An 18,583-nucleotide genomic window follows, 5' to 3' on the forward strand; every position below is an offset into this window, starting at 1 on the left:
CATGCGACCCCTGCACTTCGCCGCTTTCGTGATGAACACCACCGGCCACATCATTCAGGGCACCTGGCGCCGGCCGGGCGCCCGCCAGGCCGACTTCAACAGCCTCGACCTGTGGGTCGACCTCGCCAGGACCCTGGAGCGCGGCACGTTCGACGCGATCTTCTTCGCCGACGTGGTCGGGCTGTACGCGCCGTACCGTGGCGACGAACGCAAATACGTCGAGGCCGGCCTGCAGGTGCCGAGCAACGACCCGTCGGTGCTCGCGAGCGCCATCGCCTACGCGACGGAGCACCTCGGGATCGCCTTCACCGCGTCGATCCTGCAGGAGCACCCGTTCAATTTCGCCCGCCGCATCTCCACGCTCGACCACGCCAGCAAGGGCCGCATCGCCTGGAACATCGTCACGAACTACCTGCCCAACGCGTCGCGCAACTTCGGCCTGGAAGGGCTGACGAAGCACGACGAGCGCTACGCGTGGGCCGACGAGTACGTCGACGTCACGTACAAGCTGTGGGAAGGCTCGTGGGAGGACGACGCGCTCGTCCAGGACCGCGCGACCGGCATCCACGCCGACTACGACAAGATCCACCGGATCGACCACGAGGGCCCGCGGTACAAGGTGGAAGGCCCGCACCTGGTGAGCCCGTCGCCGCAGCGCACGCCGCTGCTCTTCCAGGCCGGCGCGTCGGAGGCGGGCCGCACGTTCGCCGCGAAGAACGCCGAGGCGGTGTTCATCGTCGCGCCGGGCGTCGAGGCCGCCGCCCGCGACACCGCCGACATCCGCGCTCGCGCCGTCCAGCTCGGCCGCTCGCCGCACGACCTGAAGTTCTTCCAGGGCCTGCACTTCGTCGTCGGCTCCACGGAGGAGGAGGCGAAGCGCCGCAGCGACGAGCTCGACCAGTGGATCGACTACGACGCCCAGCTGTCGCACATGTCGGGCGCGATCGGCATCGACCTCGGTCACGAGGCCCGCAAGGACCTCGACCGGCCCGTCGGCGAGCTGAAGACCGAGGGCGTCCAGTCGATCCTCGGCTGGATCAACGACCTGGTCACCGACCGCCCGCCGACGCTGCGCGACGTCGCGCACTACACCTCCCACAACGGCCGCGTCACCGGCACCCCGGAGCAGATCGCCGACCAGCTGGAGCGCTGGCGGGCCGCGGGCGTCGACGGCATCAACGTCGTCAACGCCGAGATCCCCGGCAGCTACGAGGAGTTCGTCGACCACGTCATCCCGGTGCTGCGCGACCGCGGTCTGGCCCGGCGCGAGTACCGCGAGGGCACGCTGCGCCAGAAGCTCTTCGGCCACGGCGACCGGCTGCCCGTGACGCACCCGGCGGCGCGGTACCGGCGGGCACGAGTGGGAGCAGCGTCGTGAAGCGCCTCATCCTCAACCTGTTCGAGATGAACTGCGTCAGCCACATCACCCACGGGCTGTGGCGGCTGCCGGACAACAACCGGGAGCGGTTCAACGACATCGAGTACTGGACCGAGCTCGCCGTGCTGCTCGAGGAGGGCGGCTTCGACGCGGTCTTCCTCGCCGACGTCGTCGGCACCTACGACACGTTCCGCGGCTCCGCGGCCACCGCCATCCGGCAGGGCCTGCAGATCCCCAACAACGACCCGGCGTCGGTGGTGCCGGCGATGGCGGCCGTCACGAAGCACCTCGGGTTCGGCATCACGTTCTCCACCACCTACGAGCCGCCGTTCGCGTGGGCGCGCCGGGCCAGCACCCTCGACCACCTCACCAAGGGCCGGGTCGGCTGGAACATCGTCACGTCCTACCTGCCCAACGCGGCCCGCAACTTCGGCCACGACGACGAGGTCGAGCACGACAACCGGTTCGAGCGGGCCGACGAGTACCTCGACGTGCTGTACAAGCTGTGGGAAGGCTCCTGGGACGACGACGCGATCGTCGCCGACCGGGACGGCAACGTGTTCGCCGACCCGGCGAAGATCCGCCCGATCCACCACGAGGGCGAGTACTTCAAGGTCGAGGGGCCGCACCTGCCGTCGCCGAGCCGGCAGCGCACCCCGGTGCTGTTCACGGCCACCGCCAGCGCGGCCGGCACCAGGTTCGCCGGCAAGCACGCCGAGGTCGTCTTCACCGGCGGCCCGTCCACCGAGGCCCTGCAGAAGACAATCGCGGGCATCCGCGAGGCGGCCGTCGCCGCCGGGCGGCGCGCCGGCGACGTCAAGTTCATCACCATCGCCGGCGTCGTCGTGGCGCCGACCGAGACCGAGGCGAAGGCGAAGTTCGCGCGGTACCAGGAGCTCGCCAACGCCGAGGGCTACCTCGCCCACGCGGGCCTGCCCTGGGACCCGACCGCCTTCCCGCCGGACGCGAAGGTCGGCGACGTCGCCAGCGGCGGCGAGGGCCGGGTCAGCCGGTTCCGCGTCATCGACCCCGAGCAGACCGTCGGCGAGCTCCTGCAGGGCTTCGGCGACCTGGGCCGGCAGCCGCTGCTGGCCGTCGGCGACCCGCAGCAGGTCGCCGACGAGATCGAGCGCTGGCTCGACGAGGTCGGCATCGACGGCATCAACCTGCTGCAGTACCACTCCCACGAGACCACCCGCGACTTCATCGAGCACGTCGTGCCCGTCCTGCGCGAGCGAGGGCGCCTGCGCAGCACGTACGACGAGCGAGAGACCCTCCGCGACCGCATCTTCGGCGAGGGCGACCGGCTGCCCGAGCGGCACCACGGCGCCCGGTACCGCGGCGGCGCGCATCTCCCCGTGAACGGCATCACCGATCCGAAGGAAACCCCGTGACAAGAACACGCGCCACCCTGATCGCCGCCGCCGTGCTTGCGACCGCGTCGCTGAGCGCGTGCGGTGCCGCCGAGGCGACCAGCGACGGGACGCCGAAGACCGGCGGCACCATCGTCTACGGCCACGTCCAGGAGCCGCCGTGCATCTTCGGCGGCTGGATCCAGCAGGCGTACATCTCCCGCCAGGTCCTCGACGGCCTCGTCACGCTCGCCGAGGACGGCAGCGTCCAGCCGTGGCTGGCGACGAAGTGGGCGGCGTCCGCGGACGGCCTCACGTACACCTTCACCCTCAAGGACGGCGTGAAGTTCACCGACGGCACGCCGGTCGACGCCGAGGCGGTCGCCTGGAATTTCGACCTGTGGGAGAACAAGGGCGGCAACAGCACCGCCAAGGTCTCCATCGACCCGTACTACAAGTCGGCGAAGGCCGTCGACGCCAGGACCGTCGAGATCTCGCTGAACTCGCCGTACCCGCCGTTCCTGAACCTCATCACGCAGGGCTACTTCGGCATCCAGTCGCCGACGGCGTACAAGAGCCGCACGGAGAAGGAGAACTGCGAGAAGCCGATCGGCTCCGGCGGCTTCACCGTCAAGGAGTGGAAGCACGGCGAGGAGGTCGTGCTCGCCAAGAACCCGGCCTACACGTCCTGGCCGGCCACCGCGAAGCACGAGGGCCCGGCGATCGTCGACGAGGTGCGCTGGAAGTTCATCGCCGACGGCGTCTCCCGCTACGCGTCGCTGAGCACCGGTGAGTCCCACGTGGTGTACGAGGTGCCGACGGTCAACTGGAAGGACGCGACCTCGCGGTACCAGACGATCCGCTACATCACGCCCGGCAAGCCCGTCTCGTTCTACATCAACACGAAGACCGGCCCGTTCACCGACGCCGCGGTGCGCAAGGCGTTCGCCTACGGCGCGGACCGGAAGGCCGCCGTCGAGGCCGGCTTCCACGGCGTCATCCCGTACGAGGGCAACCCCGCGGTCAGCCAGTCCACGCCCGGCTACAACGCCGAGGCCGCCAAGGCCTACGCCTACGACCCGGCCAAGGCCAACCAGCTGCTCGACGAGGCCGGCTGGACGGGCCGCAACGCCGAGAAGGTCCGCACCAAGGACGGCCAGCCGCTCACCATCAAGCTCGTCTACGGCTCCGGGTTCATCTTCACCCAGGAGGGCGCGACCGTCCTGCAGGTGCTGCAGGAGCAGTGGAAGCAGGTCGGCTTCGACGTGAAGCTGATCCCCGCGACCCAGGCCGAGCTGTGGGGCGGCAAGTACTCCGACCCGAGCACGTTCGACGCCACCCCGTCCTACTGGACCAGCCCGAGCGCCGCGATCCTGTGGATCGTGTGGCGGCCCTCGACCGCGGAGAAGCCGAACGGCAGCAACCGGTCCTTCTACAACAACGAGACGCTGTCCACCACGATCCAGCAGGCCAACGCCGAGGCCGACGCCGCGAAGGCCAACGCCCTGTACGGCAAGGCACAGCAGATCATCCAGGACGACGCGGCCGGGATCGGCCTGTACACGCAGAACTCCACCTACGCCGTCGCCCAGAACCTGAAGAACGTGTGGCTCGAGAAGAGCCAGGGCGAGCCGGTCTTCTCCGACGCGTACTTCGTCGGATGAGCGCCGTCATCCGGGTGGTGTTCAAGACCGTGGCGTCCCTGGCGGTGATCGTGGCCGCCGCGTCCGTCACGTTCTTCGCCCAGCTGGCCGTCCCCGGCGACCGGGCCAACACGCTGATGAACCTGCAGACCGGGCAGGACAAGCGGTGGAGCGCCGCGGAGCTCGCGCCGCTCAACGAGCGGTTCGGGTTCGACGACCCGGTCGTCGTGCAGTACCTGGACTACCTGAACGGGCTGCTGCACGGTGACCTGGGCACGTCGTACACCCAGAAACGGCCGGTCCTGGAGATCATCGGCGGGCAGCTGCTGCCGAGCCTGACCCTGACCGGCGCGGCGCTGCTCGTCGCCTGGGCGCTCGCCCTCGGCATCACCCTGCTGACCGTGAAACGAGGCCGGTTCCTGACCGGCCTCGGCACCACCTGGGAGGCGCTGACGGCGAGCCTGCCGCACTACTGGGTCGGGGTCGTGCTCCTCGTCGTCTTCGCCGTCCAGCTGCGGGCGTTCCCGATCATCGGGGGCACCAGCGCCTGGGGGAGCGTCCTGCCGGTGCTCACGCTCGCGATCCCGCTCGCCGGCTTCCTCGGCCAGGTGACCCGCGACGAGTTCGAGCAGGTGCTGCGGCAGCCGTTCGTGACCACCGCCCGCACCCGCGGGATGTCGGACCTTGGCGTGCGGCTGCGGCACGTGCTGCGGCACGCGATCCTCCCGGCGGTCACCCTGTCCGGCTGGGCGCTCGGCGCGCTCGTCTCCGGCGCCGTCATCGCCGAGAACATCTTCGGCCGGCCCGGGATCGGGCAGGTGCTCGTCACCGCCGTCAACACCCGCGACCTGCCGACGGTGTCCGGGATCGTGCTGGTCGTCGCCGCCATCTACGTCGTCGCCAACCTGCTGGTCGACCTCGCGTACGCGCTGATCGACCCGCGGCTGCGGACGGCGGGTGCCCGATGACCACGATCCCGCTCACCGCGCGCCGCCCCGTGAGCCTGCCGCGGCCCGGCACGGTGCTGTCGCTGCTCGTCGTCGGGTTCGTGGTCGTCGCCGCGATCGCGCCGTGGCTGCTCACCGGCGACAGCCCGACCGCGATCGACCTGACGGCGACCCTGCGGGCGCCGTCGCTGCAACATCCGTTCGGCACCGACGACGCCGGCCGCGACCTGCTCACCCGGGTCATCTACGGGGCGCGCGAGTCGCTCGGCCTCGGCCTGGGCGCGACCGCGCTGGCGTTCGCCTTCGCGATCGGCCTGGGCTTCACGGCGGCGCTTGCCGGCGGGGTCGTCGACGCGGCCATCACCCGGGTCCTCGAGGTCGCGTTCGCGTTCCCGTCGCTGCTGCTGGCCCTGCTGGTCATCGCGGTCCGTGGCCCGTCGCTCGCCACGTCGATCGTCGCGGTCGGGATCGGCTCCGCGCCCGGGTACGCCCGGATGATCCGCGGACAGGTCCTCGCCGTGCGGCAGGCCGGGTTCATCGAGGCGGCCACCGCGCTCGGGCACGGCAGGCTCACCGTCATCCGGCGGCACCTGTTCCCCAACGCCATGCGGCCGCTCGTCGCGGTCGCGACCCTCGGCGTCGGCCAGTCGATCGTATGGGCGTCGGCGCTGTCGTTCCTCGGCCTCGGCGTCGCCCCGCCCAGCTCCGAGTGGGGCGCGCTGCTGGACGCCGGCCGCCTGCACATCACCACCTCGTGGTGGCTGGAGATCCTGCCCGGCGTCGTGATCGTGCTGGTGGCGCTGTCCGTGACCTCGCTCGGCCGCACCCTGCAGCACCGACTCGGAGGAGCCGCCCGATGACCACAGTGGACGCACGACCGTTGGTGAAACAGGCGACGCTGCTGCGGGTCGAGAACCTGCGGGTGGCGTTCGGCGGCGACCAGGTCGTCAAGGGGATCTCGTTCACCGCACGGCCCGGGCAGTGCCTCGCGATCGTCGGCGAGTCAGGATCCGGCAAGAGCGTCACCGCCCGCACCCTCGTCGGGCTCACCGGCGCCGGCGCCCGCGTCACCGCGGACCGGATCGACCTGGCCGGCACCGACCTGCTGCACACCTCGGAGCGGGCGTGGCGGGCCGTCCGCGGCCGCCGGGTCGGCTTCGTGCTGCAGGACGCGCTCGTCTCCCTCGACCAGCTGCGCCGGGTCGGCGACGAGGTGTCCGAGCCGCTGCGGATCCACGGGTGGGGCGGCCGCGCCGAACGGGCCGACAAGGCCGTCGAGCTCCTCGGGTCCGTCGGGGTGCCGGAGCCGTCGGTGCGGGCGCGGCAGCGGCCGTACGAGCTGTCCGGCGGCCTGCGGCAGCGGGCGCTGATCGCGTCGGCGATCGCCCTGGACCCGCCGCTGCTCATCGCCGACGAGCCGACGACCGCGCTCGACGTCACCGTCCAGGCCCAGGTGCTCGACCTGCTCGCCGCGTCGAAGGCCCGCGGCACGTCGATCATCCTGATCAGCCACGACCTGTCCGTCGTGGCGCGGCTCGCGGACGAGGTCGCCGTGATGCGCGACGGCGAGATCGTCGAGCACGGCCCGGCGGCGCAGGTGTTGTACGAGCCGCGGCACGACTACACGCGGATGCTGCTCGCCGCGATCCCGTCCGAGCACACCCGCGGCACCAGGCTGAGCGGCCCGTCCACAGTGGACCGCAAGCCGAGGACGATCGACCGCGGCCGGCCCGTGCTGGAGGCGCGGCACCTCACGAAGGTGTTCCGCGGACCCGACAAGGTGGACCGGACCGTCGTCGACGACGTGTCGTTCGAGCTGTTCGGCGGCGAGACCCTCGGCATCGTCGGCGAGTCCGGCTCCGGCAAGACCACCACCGCCCGGATCGCCCTCGCCCTCCTGGCGGCGACGTCGGGTGAGGTGCTGCTGCACGGCGAACCCTGGTCGGCGCTGACCAGCGAGCGCCGCCGGCCGCTGCGCAGACAGGTCGGCGTCGTCTACCAGGACCCGCACAGCTCCTTCGACCCGCGCTGGTCCGTCGGCCGCATCCTGACCGACGCGCTCGGCACCGGCGACCGGCCGCCCGGCTCGAAGGCTGAGGCCCGGGAGCGGGCCGTGCGGCTCCTCGAACAGGTCGGCCTCGGCGCCGCCCACCTCGACGCGGCGCCGCTGCGGCTGTCGGGCGGGCAGCGGCAGCGGGTCGCGATCGCCCGCGCGCTCGCGCCCGAGCCGAAGGTCGTCGTGTGCGACGAGCCGGTCTCCGCGCTCGACGTGTCGATCCAGGCGCAGGTGCTCGACCTGCTCACCGACCTGCAGCACGAGCTCGGGGTCAGCTACCTGTTCATCTCCCACGACCTCGGCGTCATCCACCACGTCAGCGACCGGATCCTGGTCATGAAGGACGGCCGGATCGTCGAGCACGGCACCGCCGCCGACGTCTTCGAGCGACCGCGGCACCCGTACACGCGGCAACTGCTGACCGCGGTGCCCCGGCTGGGGGCGTCATGACGTTCACCGAGCGCTTCGCCCCCGTCTTCGCGCGTATCGCCGAGGGCGCCGTCGAGCGGGAGGCCGACCGGCGGCTGCCGGCCGAGGAGGTCGAGTGGCTGCGGGAGGCCGGGTTCACGAAGCTGCGGATCCCCGTCGAGCACGGGGGGCTCGGCGCCACGCTGCCCGAGTTCACCGAGCAGCTCATCGAGCTCGGCCGGGCCGACTCGAACCTGCCGCAGCTGCTGCGCGGGCACATCGGCTTCGTCGAGAGCCGCCTCGCGCACGCTTCTTCGGAGGTCCGCGACCGGTGGCTGCGGCGGATCGCGGCCGGCGTGATCGTCGGCAACGCGCAGAGCGAACGCGCCAGCACCTCCTGGTTCGCCCCCGAGAGCACGCTGCGCCCCGCCGGTGACGGCTACCGGCTCGACGGCCGGAAGTTCTACTCCACCGGCAGCCTCTTCGCCGACTGGATCCAGACCACCGCCGCCGGGAAGGACGGCACGGTGAACGTCCTCGTCCCCGCGTCCGCGCCGGGCGTGACCCGGATCGACGACTGGGACGGCTTCGGGCAGCGGCTCACCGGCAGCGGCACCACGATCTTCGAGGACGTGCCGGTCGCCGCCGAGGACGTCGAGCCCTTCGAGGAGACCCGCTCCACCCTGATGGCGGTGTTTCAGCTGGTACACCTGGCGAGCCTGGCCGGCATCGCCAGGGCCGCGGTCGCCGACACGGTCGCCTACGTGAACGGACGCACCCGCAACCTGCACAACCCCGCGCACCCGTCGCCGGCCACCGACCCGCAGGTGCAGCAGGTCGTCGGCCGTCTCGCCGGCGCCTCGACCGTCGTGTCCGCCGCGGTCCTGTCGGCGGCCGGCGCCATCTCGGCCGCGCGGTCCGAGCCCGACTCCGACCGCTTTGCAGACCGCGCGGACGTCGCGGACGTCGCGGTCTTCGGGGCGCAGGGCGTGGTCGCGCGGCTCGTCCTCGACCTGACCACCGAGCTGTTCGAGGTCGGCGGCGCGTCCGCGGTCACCGAACGGTTCCGGCTCGACCGGCACTGGCGCAACGCCCGTACCCTCGCCTCCCACAACCCGGTGATCTACCGCGACCGGATCGTCGGGCAGTACCTCCTGGACGGGACCAGCCCCAGCGCGGCGTACGCGAAGCTGCGGGAGGGCGCATGACCCGGGCACTCACCACCGTCCCCGTGCTCACCGCCGGCGCGGCTGTCGAGGTCGCCGCCGGGCTCGCGCGCAGCTTCGCCCGTGATGCCGCGGACCGGGACGCGCGGCGGGTGCTGCCGGTCGCGGAGCTCGACGAGCTCAGCGCGTCCGGGCTCCTCGCCATCACCGTGCCCGTACCGTACGGGGGCGCCGGCCTGCCCGTGGAGACCGTCACCGAGGTCGTCCGGCTGCTGGCGACCGGCGACCCGAACATCGCGCAGATCCCGCACAGCCACTACGCGTACATCGGCCAGCTGCGCCGCAACGGCACCGACGCCCAGCGGCGGCAGCTCTTCGGGGAGGTGCTCGCGGGGCGCCGCTTCGGCAACGCCCAGTCCGAGGCCGGCACGAAGCACGTCCGGGACATCCGGACCACGCTGACCGCTCTCGGCGACGACCGCTGGCGCCTCGACGGCCGCAAGTTCTACGCCACCGGGGCGCTGCTCGCGCACCGCATCCCCGTGCTCGCCCACCTTGGGCCAGACGGGCCGCTGCACGTCGCGTGGGTCGACCGGCACGCGGACGGCGTGGAGGTCATCGACGACTGGGACGGCCTCGGCCAGCGCACCACCGCCAGCGGCTCCGTCGTGCTGCGCGGCGTCGACGTTCCCGACTCGCTGATCACACCGTACGCGGTGACGTTCGACGGGCCGCAGACCTACGGCGCGTTCGCGCAGGTGCTGCACGCCGCCATCGACGCCGGGATCGCCCGCGCCGCGCTCACGGAGGCCGCCGCGTTCGTGCGGGAGCGCAGCCGCCCGTACCCCGACGCGGGGGTCGACCGGGCCGCGGACGACCCGCTCGTCGTGCACGCGTTCGGCGAGCTGGAGCTGGCCGTCCGGGCGGGGGAGGCGCTGCTCGCCGAGGCGGCCAGGGCGATCGACCGGGCCGACGCCGCGCTCACCGCGGACCCCGCCCGTACCGGTACGGGGCTTTCGGCGGACGCCACCCGTACCGACGCTGCCGCCCTCACCGGCGCGGCGTCGCTCGCCGTCGCCGCCGCGCGGGCCGCCACCAGCCGTGCCGCGGTCGACGCCGGCAGCCGCCTCTTCGAGGTCGCCGGCACCCGGTCCGCGGCCGCGGGTCTCGGCCTCGACCGGCACTGGCGCAACGCCCGCACCCACACCCTCCACGACCCGACCACATGGAAGATCCAGCACCTCGGCCGCTGGGCCGTCGACGGTACCCCACCCCCAAACCACGGACAGGCGTGATGACCGACCTCAAGTTCCACTGGTTCCTGCCCACCAACGGCGGAGACGGCCGGCAGGTCGTCGGCGGCGGACACGGCACCCCAGCCGGTGCCGCCGGCCGCCCGGCCTCCGTGCCGTACCTCGGCCAGATCGCGCGCTCCGCCGAGCAGCTCGGCTTCGAGGCGGCGCTCACCCCCACCGGGGCGTGGTGCGAGGACGCCTGGATCACCACCGCCATGCTGGCGAGCGTCTCCGAGCGGCTGAAGTTCCTCGTCGCGTTCCGCCCCGGCCTCACCTCGCCGTTCCTCGCCGCGCAGATGGCCGGCACCTTCCAGAACCTGTCCGGCGGCCGGCTGCTGCTCAACGTCGTCACCGGCGGCGAGAGCCACGAGCAGCGCATGTACGGCGACTTCCTGGACAAGGACGCCCGCTACGAGCGCTGCGGCGAGTTCCTGGAGATCGTCCGCGACCTGTGGTCCGGCAAGCCCGTCACCTTCGAGGGCCGGCACTTCCAGCTGTCCGACGCGGTGCTCGCGCAGATCCCCGCGCCGCTGCCGCAGGTGTACTTCGGCGGCTCGTCCCCGGCGGCCCTCGACGTCGCGGCCCGTCACGTCGACGTCTACCTCACCTGGGGCGAGCCACCGGCGGCCGTGGCCGCGAAGGTCGCCCGGGTCCGCGACCTCGCCGACGCGGAGGGCCGGCAGCTGGCGTACGGGCTGCGGGTGCACACCATCGCCCGCGACACCGCCGAGGAGGCGTGGGCGGAGGCCGACCGGCTGCTCGCCGGCATCTCCGAGGAGCAGATCCGCCAGGTCCAGGACGGGCTGCGCCGCAGCGAGTCCGAGGGGCAGCGACGGATGCTCGACCTCAACGGCGGCACCAAAGACGGCCTGGAGATCCACCCGAACCTGTGGGCAGGCGTCGGGCTCGTCCGCGGCGGCGCCGGCACCGCGCTCGTCGGCAGCCACCGGCAGATCGCCGACCTCATCGAGGAGTACGCGGCGGCCGGCATCACCGAGTTCGTGCTGTCCGGCTACCCGCACCTGGAGGAGGCGTACCGCTTCGGCGAAGGCGTCCTGCCCGAGCTGGCCGCCCGCGGCCTCTGGCGGCATCCCGCGCCACCCGCCGGGGCGACCGCTTCCGTGCCGTTCGGCGGGGCGGTGACCCGATGAGCACGCTGCGGACCAACCAGGACCTCGACCCGGCCCGCCTGCGCGAGGTGTTCGGCATCTTCCCCAGCGGCGTGGTCGCGGTCGCCGCGCTGGTCGACGGCGTGCCCGTCGGCCTCGCCGCGAGCTCCTTCACGTCCGTCTCGCTGGACCCGCCGCTGGTGTCGTTCTGCATCGCGAACACGTCGAAGACGTGGCCCGACCTGCGCCGCGCCGCCCACCTGGGGGTCACGATCCTCGCCGAGCACCACTCCGCCGTCGCCCGCCAGCTCGCGGGCGCCGTCGACCGGCGCTTCGACGGCCTGCCCGTCACCGCCACCGCCGACGGTGCCCTCATCCTCGACGACGGCCTGGCCCACTTCGACACCACGATCTACAACGAGGTCCCCGCCGGCGACCACACCATTGTCCTGCTGCGGCTCAGCGCCGCGGGCCGCTCGGCCCTGCCCGACCCGTCCCCGCTCGTCTTCCACCGCAGCAGGTTCGGCCGCCTGGGCTTCTAGTCCCAGCGCTCGATGTGGCGCACGACGTCGGCGAGCTGGCGGTCGCCGACGCCGTCGACCCATGCGGCGAGCTGGTCGTGCTCCGCGGCGAGCAGCCAACCCTGCCGGATCCCCGTGCGCAGCAGCTCAGTCGTGGGGTGCTCGACCTGGCCCGGTGGGAGCCAGTCGTCGTACAGGCGGATCCAGCCGGTCCGTTCGGTGTGCAACGACATGAACGGCGACGGCTCGTCGCGGTGGGCGTACTGCATGCAGTGCCGCAGCCGGACCTGCAGCCAGTCGCTCCACCCGTCCGCGACGAACTGCGCGGCTTCGGCCTCGGCCTCGGCGGGGCGGCCCGCCCGTACCAGCGCGCAACACCGCTCGATCCGGGTGTGCGCGACCTGCTCGCCCGCGCCGATCACCCGCGGCTCGTGGTAGCCGGGCTCGAGGTCCTTCAGCGCCTCCGCGTACGCCGCGAACCGGCCGGCGTCGTACAGCTGCCGGCGCGCCATGCGTGCCTCGTCCTGCACCCGCTCGAACCGCTTGACCGCCCGAGCGTTCAGCCACCCCCGCAACATCGGGGCATCTTGTCACTCCGGGACGTGCCGTGCGGGGGCGCGACGGCCGGTGCTGATCTTCTCGACGTGGCCGCAGTAGCACTCGAGGGCGAGCAGGACGCCGGTGTCGGTGTTGCGCAGGGCGCGGATGCGGCGCTCGGACAGCAGGACGCGGGACCCGTGGGTGGGGCAGTCGATGACGAACATGGTCTCAGCCTGCGCCCGGCGGCGTGAACACAACAGTGGCAGATCTGCACGCGATCGCAGATTTTCTGCCATCATGATGGCATGCATCATCCGTTCCGCAACGTCGCCGCGTACGTCCACCACGGCACCGGCGCGTTCGGGGCCGGGATCGTGAGCGAGATCTTCGGCTACGACCGCACGTCCCGCGGGCTGCCCGGGTTCGACTTCGCGGTCTGCGCGGACGAGCCGGGGCCGGTGGCCACCGACGCCGGGCTCAAGCTGATGGTGGAGCACGGCCTGGACCGGCTCGCCCAGGCCGACCTGGTCCTCGTCACCTCGTGGGAGCACTTCGACGTCGCGCCGTCGCCGGCGGTGCTGGAGGCGTTGCGGTCGGCGTACGAGCGGGGCGCGACCATTGCGGGCCACTGCACCGGCGCGTTCGTCCTGGCGTGCGCGGGCCTGCTCGAAGGCCGGCGGGCGACGACCCACTGGCGGTGGGCGGCGGCGATGGCGGCGCGCTTCCCGGACGTGCTGCTGATGCCCGAGGTGCTGTATGTCGACGAGGGGCGCATCGTCACCGGCGCGGGCGCGGCCGCCGGCGTGGACATGTGCCTGTATCTGCTGCGTCGCGAATACGGCTCGGCGGTCGCGAACGCCATCGCCCGCGACATGGTGCTGTCGCCGCACCGCGACGGCGGGCAGGCGCAGTACGTGGCGGCGTCCGTGCCGGCCGACTGCGACGACGAGCGCCTCAGCGCGGTCCTCGGCTGGGCCCGGGAAAACCTCGACGCCCCACTGACCGTCGAGGTCCTGGCCGCCCGGGCGCTGATGAGCCAGCGCTCCTTCGCCCGCCGGTTCGCCGCCGCGACCGGCTCTACCCCGCACGCCTGGGTGCTGTCCCAGCGCCTGCACCGGGCCGAGGAGCTGCTGGAGACCGCCGACCTGCCGATCGAGGAGGTCGCCCGCCGCGTCGGCTTCGGCACCGCCGCCACGCTGCGCGAGCAGTTCGTCCGCCGCCGCGGCGTCCCACCCCGCGAATACCGCAAGGCGTTCGCCTCCTGATCTTGTCGAGGTGAGGTCGCGGCCCGTACCGTCCGCGGCATGCTCTCCCGCCTCGCCCGCTGGTTCAACCCGCTGCGCTCCGCCGACCGTGACGTGGTCGTCGCGGTCGCGCACGGCTACGAGGCGTTCGAGGCCGAGGACTGGCCCCGCGCCGGCGACCTGCTCGCCGCGGTGGCGCCGAGGGTCCCCCGGCGAGCCGCGAAGGCGGTCTGGTTCGACGCGGCGCTGGCGTTCAAGTTCGCCCGCGACTGGCCTCGAGCGCTGGAGACCGGCAAGACCGCCGTCACGTTCGTGAAGCGGGGCGCCGAGGAGCCCGCCTTCTGGAACCTCGGCACGGCCGCCACCGTCCTGCACGACTGGGAGACCGCCCGGGACGCCTGGATCGGCTACGGGTTGGCGCCGTTCGCCGGTACCGGCGAGATCGACGCCGACCTGGGACCCGCCTGCATCCGCCTCGCCGATGTGGAGGAGGTCGTCTGGGCGGTCCGCCTGTGCCCGACCCGAGCCCGCGTCATCAACGTCCCCTTCGACCCGTCCCGCCGCTTCGGCGAGGTCGTCGTCCACGACGGCGCCCCCAGCGGCTCCCGGACGTTCGGGGAGATGACGGTGCCGGTGTTCGACGAGGTCGCCCTCTTCGCGCCGTCCCCCACGGCAACCCTCTCCGTGCTCGTCACGGCCGGCGCCGACGACCTCTCGTCCCTGGCGGCCTCCTTCGCCGGCCGGAAGTTCGGCTTCGAGATCCTGGCCAGCCGCGTCGACCTGTGCGCCTGCTGCAGCCGCTCCTCGATCGTCCAGGAACCCCGCGACTTCGCCGGCGAGCAGCAGCTCTTCCTCGCCGCCCCCGAACCCGACGCCCAGACCCTCCTGACCGCCTGGTCCGCCGAACACCCCACCACCCGCTCCTGGACCAACCTGCACCCCGCCTGACGCCGGGCCGGCTCGCGCGGCCGCCCACGCGACCGCCGGCGGGACGGACCTTCGCGCCGTGCTGCCGCTCCTCGCCGCCTGGCTGCCTGCCACGCCACCGCACGCGGCGCGGGACCGACCGTCATCCGGCGCGGAGCAGGGCCTCGGCGATGAAGAGGTCCTGCAGGGCGATGCCGGAGGAGTCGAAGACGGTGATGTCGTCGGGTGAGCGGCGGCCGGGGGCGCGGCCCGCGAGGACGTCGCCGATGGCGGTCACGGTGAGGGTGCCCTCGGCGACGAGGGCGGCGACGTGCTGCAGCTCGCCGATGCGGACGGACTGGGACGGCAGGTCGCAGAAGAGGCGGGCGGCGGTCAGCAGGGCCGGTGGGAGCTCCTGCTTGCCGGCGGCGTCGGAGCCCATGCTGGCCACGTGGGTGCCGGGCCGCACCCAGGCGGCGTCGAAGAGGGGTGCCGTGGCGGTGGTGGCGGTGACGATGATGTCCGCGGCGGCGCAGGCCTCCTCGGCGGGGGCGAGCGTGCCGGTGAGACCGCGGGCGGCGAGCCGGGACAGGAACTCCGCGCCACTGGTGGCGCTGCGGGCGACCACGAGGATCGTCGAGACGGGCCGCACCCGGGCGAGGGCCAGACACTCGTAGAGCGCCTGGTGTCCCGTTCCGAAGATGGCGAGTGTACGGGCGTCATCGCGCGCCAGCACGGAGGCGGCGACCGCGTCCGCGGCGGCGGTGCGGTAGGCGTTCACGACGCCCGCCTCGACGACCGCCTCGACGCGGCCGACGGACTGGTCGAGGAGCAGCACGACGGAGTTGTGCCTGGGCTGCCCGGCGGCGGCGTTGCCGGGCCAGTAGCTGCCGACCTTGACGCCGGCCAGCGAGGCCGACGCGCCGGGCTTGACCGTGAACCGGTTCGCCGGGTCGGAGCCGTGGCAGGCGACGGCGGGGAAGACCGACGACTGCGGCTCGGCGGCGGCGATCAGCGCCGAACGCACGGCGGTGAACGCCAGCTCCTCGTTGACGAGCGCGGCCGACTCGGCCTCCGGCAGGAACCGCATCGTGGTCACCATCCTCTGATTCGGGACCACACGGCCTCGACGGCGCGGGAGCCCGGCCGGACCACGTGGTAGCGGTCGTGCTGCGCGGCGGTGGCGCAGGCGTGGTTGGGCAGGATCCGCACCCGGGCGCCGACCGGCAGGGTGGGCAGCGCGGCGGAGCTGCCGGGGCGGACCGAGAGGATGCCGTGCTCCTGGCTGGCGTCGGTCATCAGCAGGTCGTCATACAGGGTGCCGTCGAGGTCGGCGACCAGCCCGTACCCCTGGTCGACGCGCTGGCGGGCGGTGCCACGGTCCCGGGACGTCGCCATCCAGCCGCCGTCGGTGAGGATCCAGCCCTTGTCGGGGCGGTGGCCGATCACGGTGGCGACCACCGTCATCGCCAGGTCCGACGGCGTGCACACGCCGATGCCGGCCATCACGAGGTCGAAGAGGAGGAAGTTGCCGGCCCGGACCTCGGTGACGCCGGTGAGGTCGGTCGCGAAGTGCGCGGTCGGCGTCGACCCGACGCTCACCACCGGCGCCTCGAAGCCCGCCGCCCGCAGCACCGCGGCGGCCCGCACCGCGCAGTCGCGCTCGTGTGCGGCGGCCGCACGGAGCGCGGCGACGCCGTCGGCGAAGTACGACTCGCCGGCGTGCGTCAGCACCCCGCGGGGCACGGCGCCGCGCGCGGCGAGGGTGTGCGCGATGTCCAGCAGGACCGGGTCGGTGGGCTGGACGCCGCCGCGGTGGCCGTCGCAGTCGACCTCGATCAGCGCCGGCACGCCGGCGGGCACGGCGGCGGCCTGCTCGACGCTGTCGAGCAGCACGGTCAGGTCGACGCCGCGGTCGCGCAGCGCGGTCACCCGCGGCAGCTTGTCCGGCGCGATGCCGACGGCGTACAGGATGTCGCGGTACCCGGCGTCGGCGAACGCGGAAGCCTCGGCGAGCGTCGACACGGTGATCGGGACGGGCCGCCCGTCGTCGAGCAGCGCGGCGAGGTCGACGGACTTCGTCGTCTTGACGTGCGCCCGCAGCGGCACGCCGAGCCCGGCGAGATGCCTGCTGAGGCGGTCGGCGTTCGCCCGCACCACGGTCGCGTCGACCGCCAGGAACGGTGTCTGCGCGTCATCCAGTGTCAACGGAGCTCCTCCGGCTCTCGGCGAGGTCGGCGTAGGCCGCGGACCGGGAGACCCCGAGCCGCGCGGCGACCCGGGGCACGGCGTTGCGGACGGCGAAGACGCCGCGCCGGTCCAGCGCGCGCAGGAGCGCGAGCCGTTCGGGCCGGGTCAGCGCCGCCACCGGCCTTCCCCGTGCCAGCTCCTCCGCCCGTACCAACGCATCGACGACATCGTCGAAGTCGTCGCTGAACGTGGTGGCCGGCACCTGCGCGGCCGCCGCGCCGGCCAGGGCGGTGAGCAGGTCGCCGGCCTGCCGCAGCGCCGTGACGTCGACGTTGACGCAGAGGGCGCCGAAGACGTGGCCGGCGCCGTCGCGCAGCGGCATGGTCGAGGACTTGACGATCCGGCCGTCGGGGGCGCGGGTGACGTAGTTGACGTCGTTGGTGGCGGCGTCGCCCTGGGCGAGCACGGCCAGGCCGATCTCGCTGATCGCGTCGCCGGCCTTGCGCCCCGTCACCGAGCCGGCGACCGCGACGACCGACTGCTCGCCCCGCCGGTAGTCGTGCAGGACGACCTCACACATCGGCCCGAACGTCGCCGCCAGCCCGTCGATGACCGGCAGCAGCGCCTCCAGGATCGCGTCCGCTCCTGCATCCACCGGCTCATAGTAGACGTCCAGCTTCTGGACGAAAAGTCCGGCCGGTGCGCCGATGATCGCCGACGGGCGTAGGGTGACCGGCGTGGACTCCGAAGACCGGATCGCGCTCTTCCTCGACTACGAGAACCTGGCGCTCGGCGCCCGGGACCACCTCGGCGGCATGACCTTCGACTTCCGGCCGATCGCCGACGCCCTCGCCGAGCGCGGCCGGGTGGTGGTCCGCCGGGCGTACGCGGACTGGTCGTACTTCGACGAGGACCGCCGGATGCTGACCCGCTCGCACGTCGAGCTGATCGAGATGCCGCAGCGGATGGGTGCCTCGCGCAAGAACGCCGCCGACATCAAGATGGCGGTCGACGCGATGGAGCTGGCGTTCGAGCGCGACTACATCTCCACGTTCGTCCTGTGCACCGGCGACAGCGACTTCACCCCGCTCGTCGACAAGCTGCGCGGGCTCAACAAGCGGGTCATCGGCGTCGGCGTCGAGAAGTCCACGTCGGCGCTGCTGCCACCGGCGTGCGACGAGTTCCTGTACTACGACCGGCTCGAGGGCGTGGACGCGCGCTCGGGCCGGCCCCGGGGCGGCGGCCGGACCGCACGCGCCACGCCGGAGCCGGAGCCGCGCCGGACCAAGCCGGTGCCCGAGCCGGAGCCGGAGCCGGTGCCCGAGGTCGGCGACGTCGACGAGCTCGCCGTGATCGTGGCGCAGACCGTCGCCGGGCTGCAGGGCAGCTCCGGGGGAGAGGTCACCGCCTCGACGCTGAAGCGGACCCTGCTGCGCAAGGACCCGACGTTCAGCGAGTCCGACTACGGGTTCCGCGCGTTCGGGGAGCTGCTGCGCCACCTCGCCGACCGCAATGTCATCGAGCTGTCCGGCGGCCGTGCCAAGGGCGACCCGGAGGTGGCGCTGCCCGAGCACGGCGACCGGGAGGCCGGGTTCGCGCTGCTGCGGTCCGTGGTGCTGGAGGCCGGGGGCGCCGGCGCCGCGCTGTCGGGGCTGAAGAACCAGGTCCGCCGGGTCCGGCCGGACTTCAGCGAGAAGAAGCTCGGCTACCGCACGTTCCTGCAGTTCTGCAAGGCCGCCGCGACCGGCGGCGCGGTCCAGCTGCGCTGGAACCCCGAGGCGGACGACTACCTGGTCACCGCGACAAGTTAGCGCGCACATCCGCGACT

The 18,583-nt window shown here is 73.0% G+C and carries 18 protein-coding genes; 13 read left to right on the forward strand and 5 right to left on the reverse strand.

Annotated elements, in window-relative coordinates; genetic code table 11:
• Window position 1: 1 nt before the first annotated feature.
• Genes ABD332_RS03660 through ABD332_RS03705 form a run of 10 tightly spaced genes read left to right on the forward strand, consistent with a single transcriptional unit; the run spans window position 2 to window position 11,896 of the window.
• The gene (locus ABD332_RS03660; RefSeq protein WP_344499468.1) at window positions 2-1,378 is read left to right on the forward strand and encodes an LLM class flavin-dependent oxidoreductase; all 1,377 of its coding nucleotides are present in this window, start codon (window positions 2-4) and stop codon (window positions 1,376-1,378) included.
• The gene (locus ABD332_RS03665; RefSeq protein ID WP_344499470.1) at window positions 1,375-2,772 is read left to right on the forward strand and encodes an NtaA/DmoA family FMN-dependent monooxygenase; all 1,398 of its coding nucleotides are present in this window, start codon (window positions 1,375-1,377) and stop codon (window positions 2,770-2,772) included. Before ABD332_RS03660 ends, ABD332_RS03665 begins: the two co-directional genes overlap by 4 nt.
• Entirely contained in the window at window positions 2,769-4,394 is a 1,626-nt protein-coding gene (locus ABD332_RS03670) for an ABC transporter substrate-binding protein (RefSeq protein ID WP_344499472.1), read from the forward strand. Before ABD332_RS03665 ends, ABD332_RS03670 begins: the two co-directional genes overlap by 4 nt.
• A complete protein-coding gene (locus ABD332_RS03675; RefSeq protein WP_344499474.1) occupies window positions 4,391-5,341 on the forward strand; it encodes an ABC transporter permease in 951 nt (316 codons plus the stop codon). The genes ABD332_RS03670 and ABD332_RS03675 overlap by 4 nt, the downstream gene beginning before the upstream one ends.
• Complete coding sequence (locus ABD332_RS03680) at window positions 5,338-6,180, forward strand: ABC transporter permease (protein WP_344499476.1); 843 nt, start codon at window positions 5,338-5,340, stop codon at window positions 6,178-6,180. The genes ABD332_RS03675 and ABD332_RS03680 overlap by 4 nt, the downstream gene beginning before the upstream one ends.
• Window positions 6,177-7,826, forward strand: coding sequence for a dipeptide ABC transporter ATP-binding protein (locus ABD332_RS03685; protein WP_344499478.1), 1,650 nt, complete (start codon window positions 6,177-6,179; stop codon window positions 7,824-7,826). Before ABD332_RS03680 ends, ABD332_RS03685 begins: the two co-directional genes overlap by 4 nt.
• Window positions 7,823-8,992: an acyl-CoA dehydrogenase family protein gene (locus tag ABD332_RS03690; protein ID WP_344499480.1), complete on the forward strand. Its 1,170-nt coding sequence runs from the start codon at window positions 7,823-7,825 to the stop codon at window positions 8,990-8,992. Before ABD332_RS03685 ends, ABD332_RS03690 begins: the two co-directional genes overlap by 4 nt.
• On the forward strand, window positions 8,989-10,245 hold the full coding sequence (locus tag ABD332_RS03695) for an SfnB family sulfur acquisition oxidoreductase (protein ID WP_344499482.1): 1,257 nt from the start codon (window positions 8,989-8,991) through the stop codon (window positions 10,243-10,245). Before ABD332_RS03690 ends, ABD332_RS03695 begins: the two co-directional genes overlap by 4 nt.
• Window positions 10,245-11,396 carry an LLM class flavin-dependent oxidoreductase gene (locus ABD332_RS03700; protein ID WP_344499484.1) on the forward strand — a complete coding sequence of 384 codons (1,152 nt, stop codon included), beginning with the start codon at window positions 10,245-10,247 and terminating at the stop codon, window positions 11,394-11,396. Before ABD332_RS03695 ends, ABD332_RS03700 begins: the two co-directional genes overlap by 1 nt.
• Entirely contained in the window at window positions 11,393-11,896 is a 504-nt protein-coding gene (locus ABD332_RS03705; protein WP_344499486.1) for a flavin reductase family protein, read from the forward strand. The genes ABD332_RS03700 and ABD332_RS03705 overlap by 4 nt, the downstream gene beginning before the upstream one ends.
• Here the strand turns inward: ABD332_RS03705 and ABD332_RS03710 are convergent.
• Complete coding sequence (locus ABD332_RS03710) at window positions 11,893-12,453, reverse strand: hypothetical protein (protein WP_344499488.1); 561 nt, start codon at window positions 12,451-12,453, stop codon at window positions 11,893-11,895. The two genes, ABD332_RS03705 and ABD332_RS03710, sit on opposite strands and share 4 nt — an antisense overlap.
• A 12-nt stretch (window positions 12,454-12,465) precedes the next feature.
• Entirely contained in the window at window positions 12,466-12,639 is a 174-nt protein-coding gene (locus tag ABD332_RS03715; RefSeq protein WP_344499490.1) for a hypothetical protein, read from the reverse strand.
• Between the two features lie 81 nt (window positions 12,640-12,720).
• Here ABD332_RS03715 and ABD332_RS03720 point away from each other — a divergent pair, with 81 nt between their 5' ends.
• Together ABD332_RS03720 and ABD332_RS03725 are read left to right on the forward strand one after the other, a co-directional pair.
• A complete protein-coding gene (locus ABD332_RS03720) occupies window positions 12,721-13,680 on the forward strand; it encodes a helix-turn-helix domain-containing protein (RefSeq protein ID WP_344499492.1) in 960 nt (319 codons plus the stop codon).
• A gap of 39 nt (window positions 13,681-13,719) precedes the next feature.
• Entirely contained in the window at window positions 13,720-14,607 is an 888-nt protein-coding gene (locus ABD332_RS03725) for a hypothetical protein (RefSeq protein WP_344499494.1), read from the forward strand.
• A gap of 121 nt (window positions 14,608-14,728) precedes the next feature.
• On the opposite strand, the gene ABD332_RS03730 is transcribed toward ABD332_RS03725, so the two are convergent.
• From ABD332_RS03730 to ABD332_RS03740, 3 genes are read right to left on the reverse strand one after another with little or no spacing between them, the layout of a single operon-like run.
• Window positions 14,729-15,655 carry an ornithine cyclodeaminase family protein gene (locus tag ABD332_RS03730; protein WP_344499496.1) on the reverse strand — a complete coding sequence of 309 codons (927 nt, stop codon included), beginning with the start codon at window positions 15,653-15,655 and terminating at the stop codon, window positions 14,729-14,731.
• Between the two features lie 5 nt (window positions 15,656-15,660).
• Entirely contained in the window at window positions 15,661-16,773 is a 1,113-nt protein-coding gene (locus tag ABD332_RS03735; protein WP_344499498.1) for an alanine racemase, read from the reverse strand.
• Complete coding sequence (locus ABD332_RS03740; RefSeq protein WP_344499500.1) at window positions 16,760-17,410, reverse strand: helix-turn-helix transcriptional regulator; 651 nt, start codon at window positions 17,408-17,410, stop codon at window positions 16,760-16,762. Before ABD332_RS03740 ends, ABD332_RS03735 begins: the two co-directional genes overlap by 14 nt.
• Window positions 17,411-17,492: 82 nt before the next feature.
• Between ABD332_RS03740 and ABD332_RS03745 the strand changes: the two genes are divergently transcribed.
• A complete protein-coding gene (locus ABD332_RS03745; protein WP_344499502.1) occupies window positions 17,493-18,566 on the forward strand; it encodes an NYN domain-containing protein in 1,074 nt (357 codons plus the stop codon).
• Window positions 18,567-18,583 lie beyond the last annotated feature (17 nt).

This window comes from Dactylosporangium maewongense (assembly GCF_039531485.1).
GTDB classification, from domain to species: domain Bacteria; phylum Actinomycetota; class Actinomycetes; order Mycobacteriales; family Micromonosporaceae; genus Dactylosporangium; species Dactylosporangium maewongense.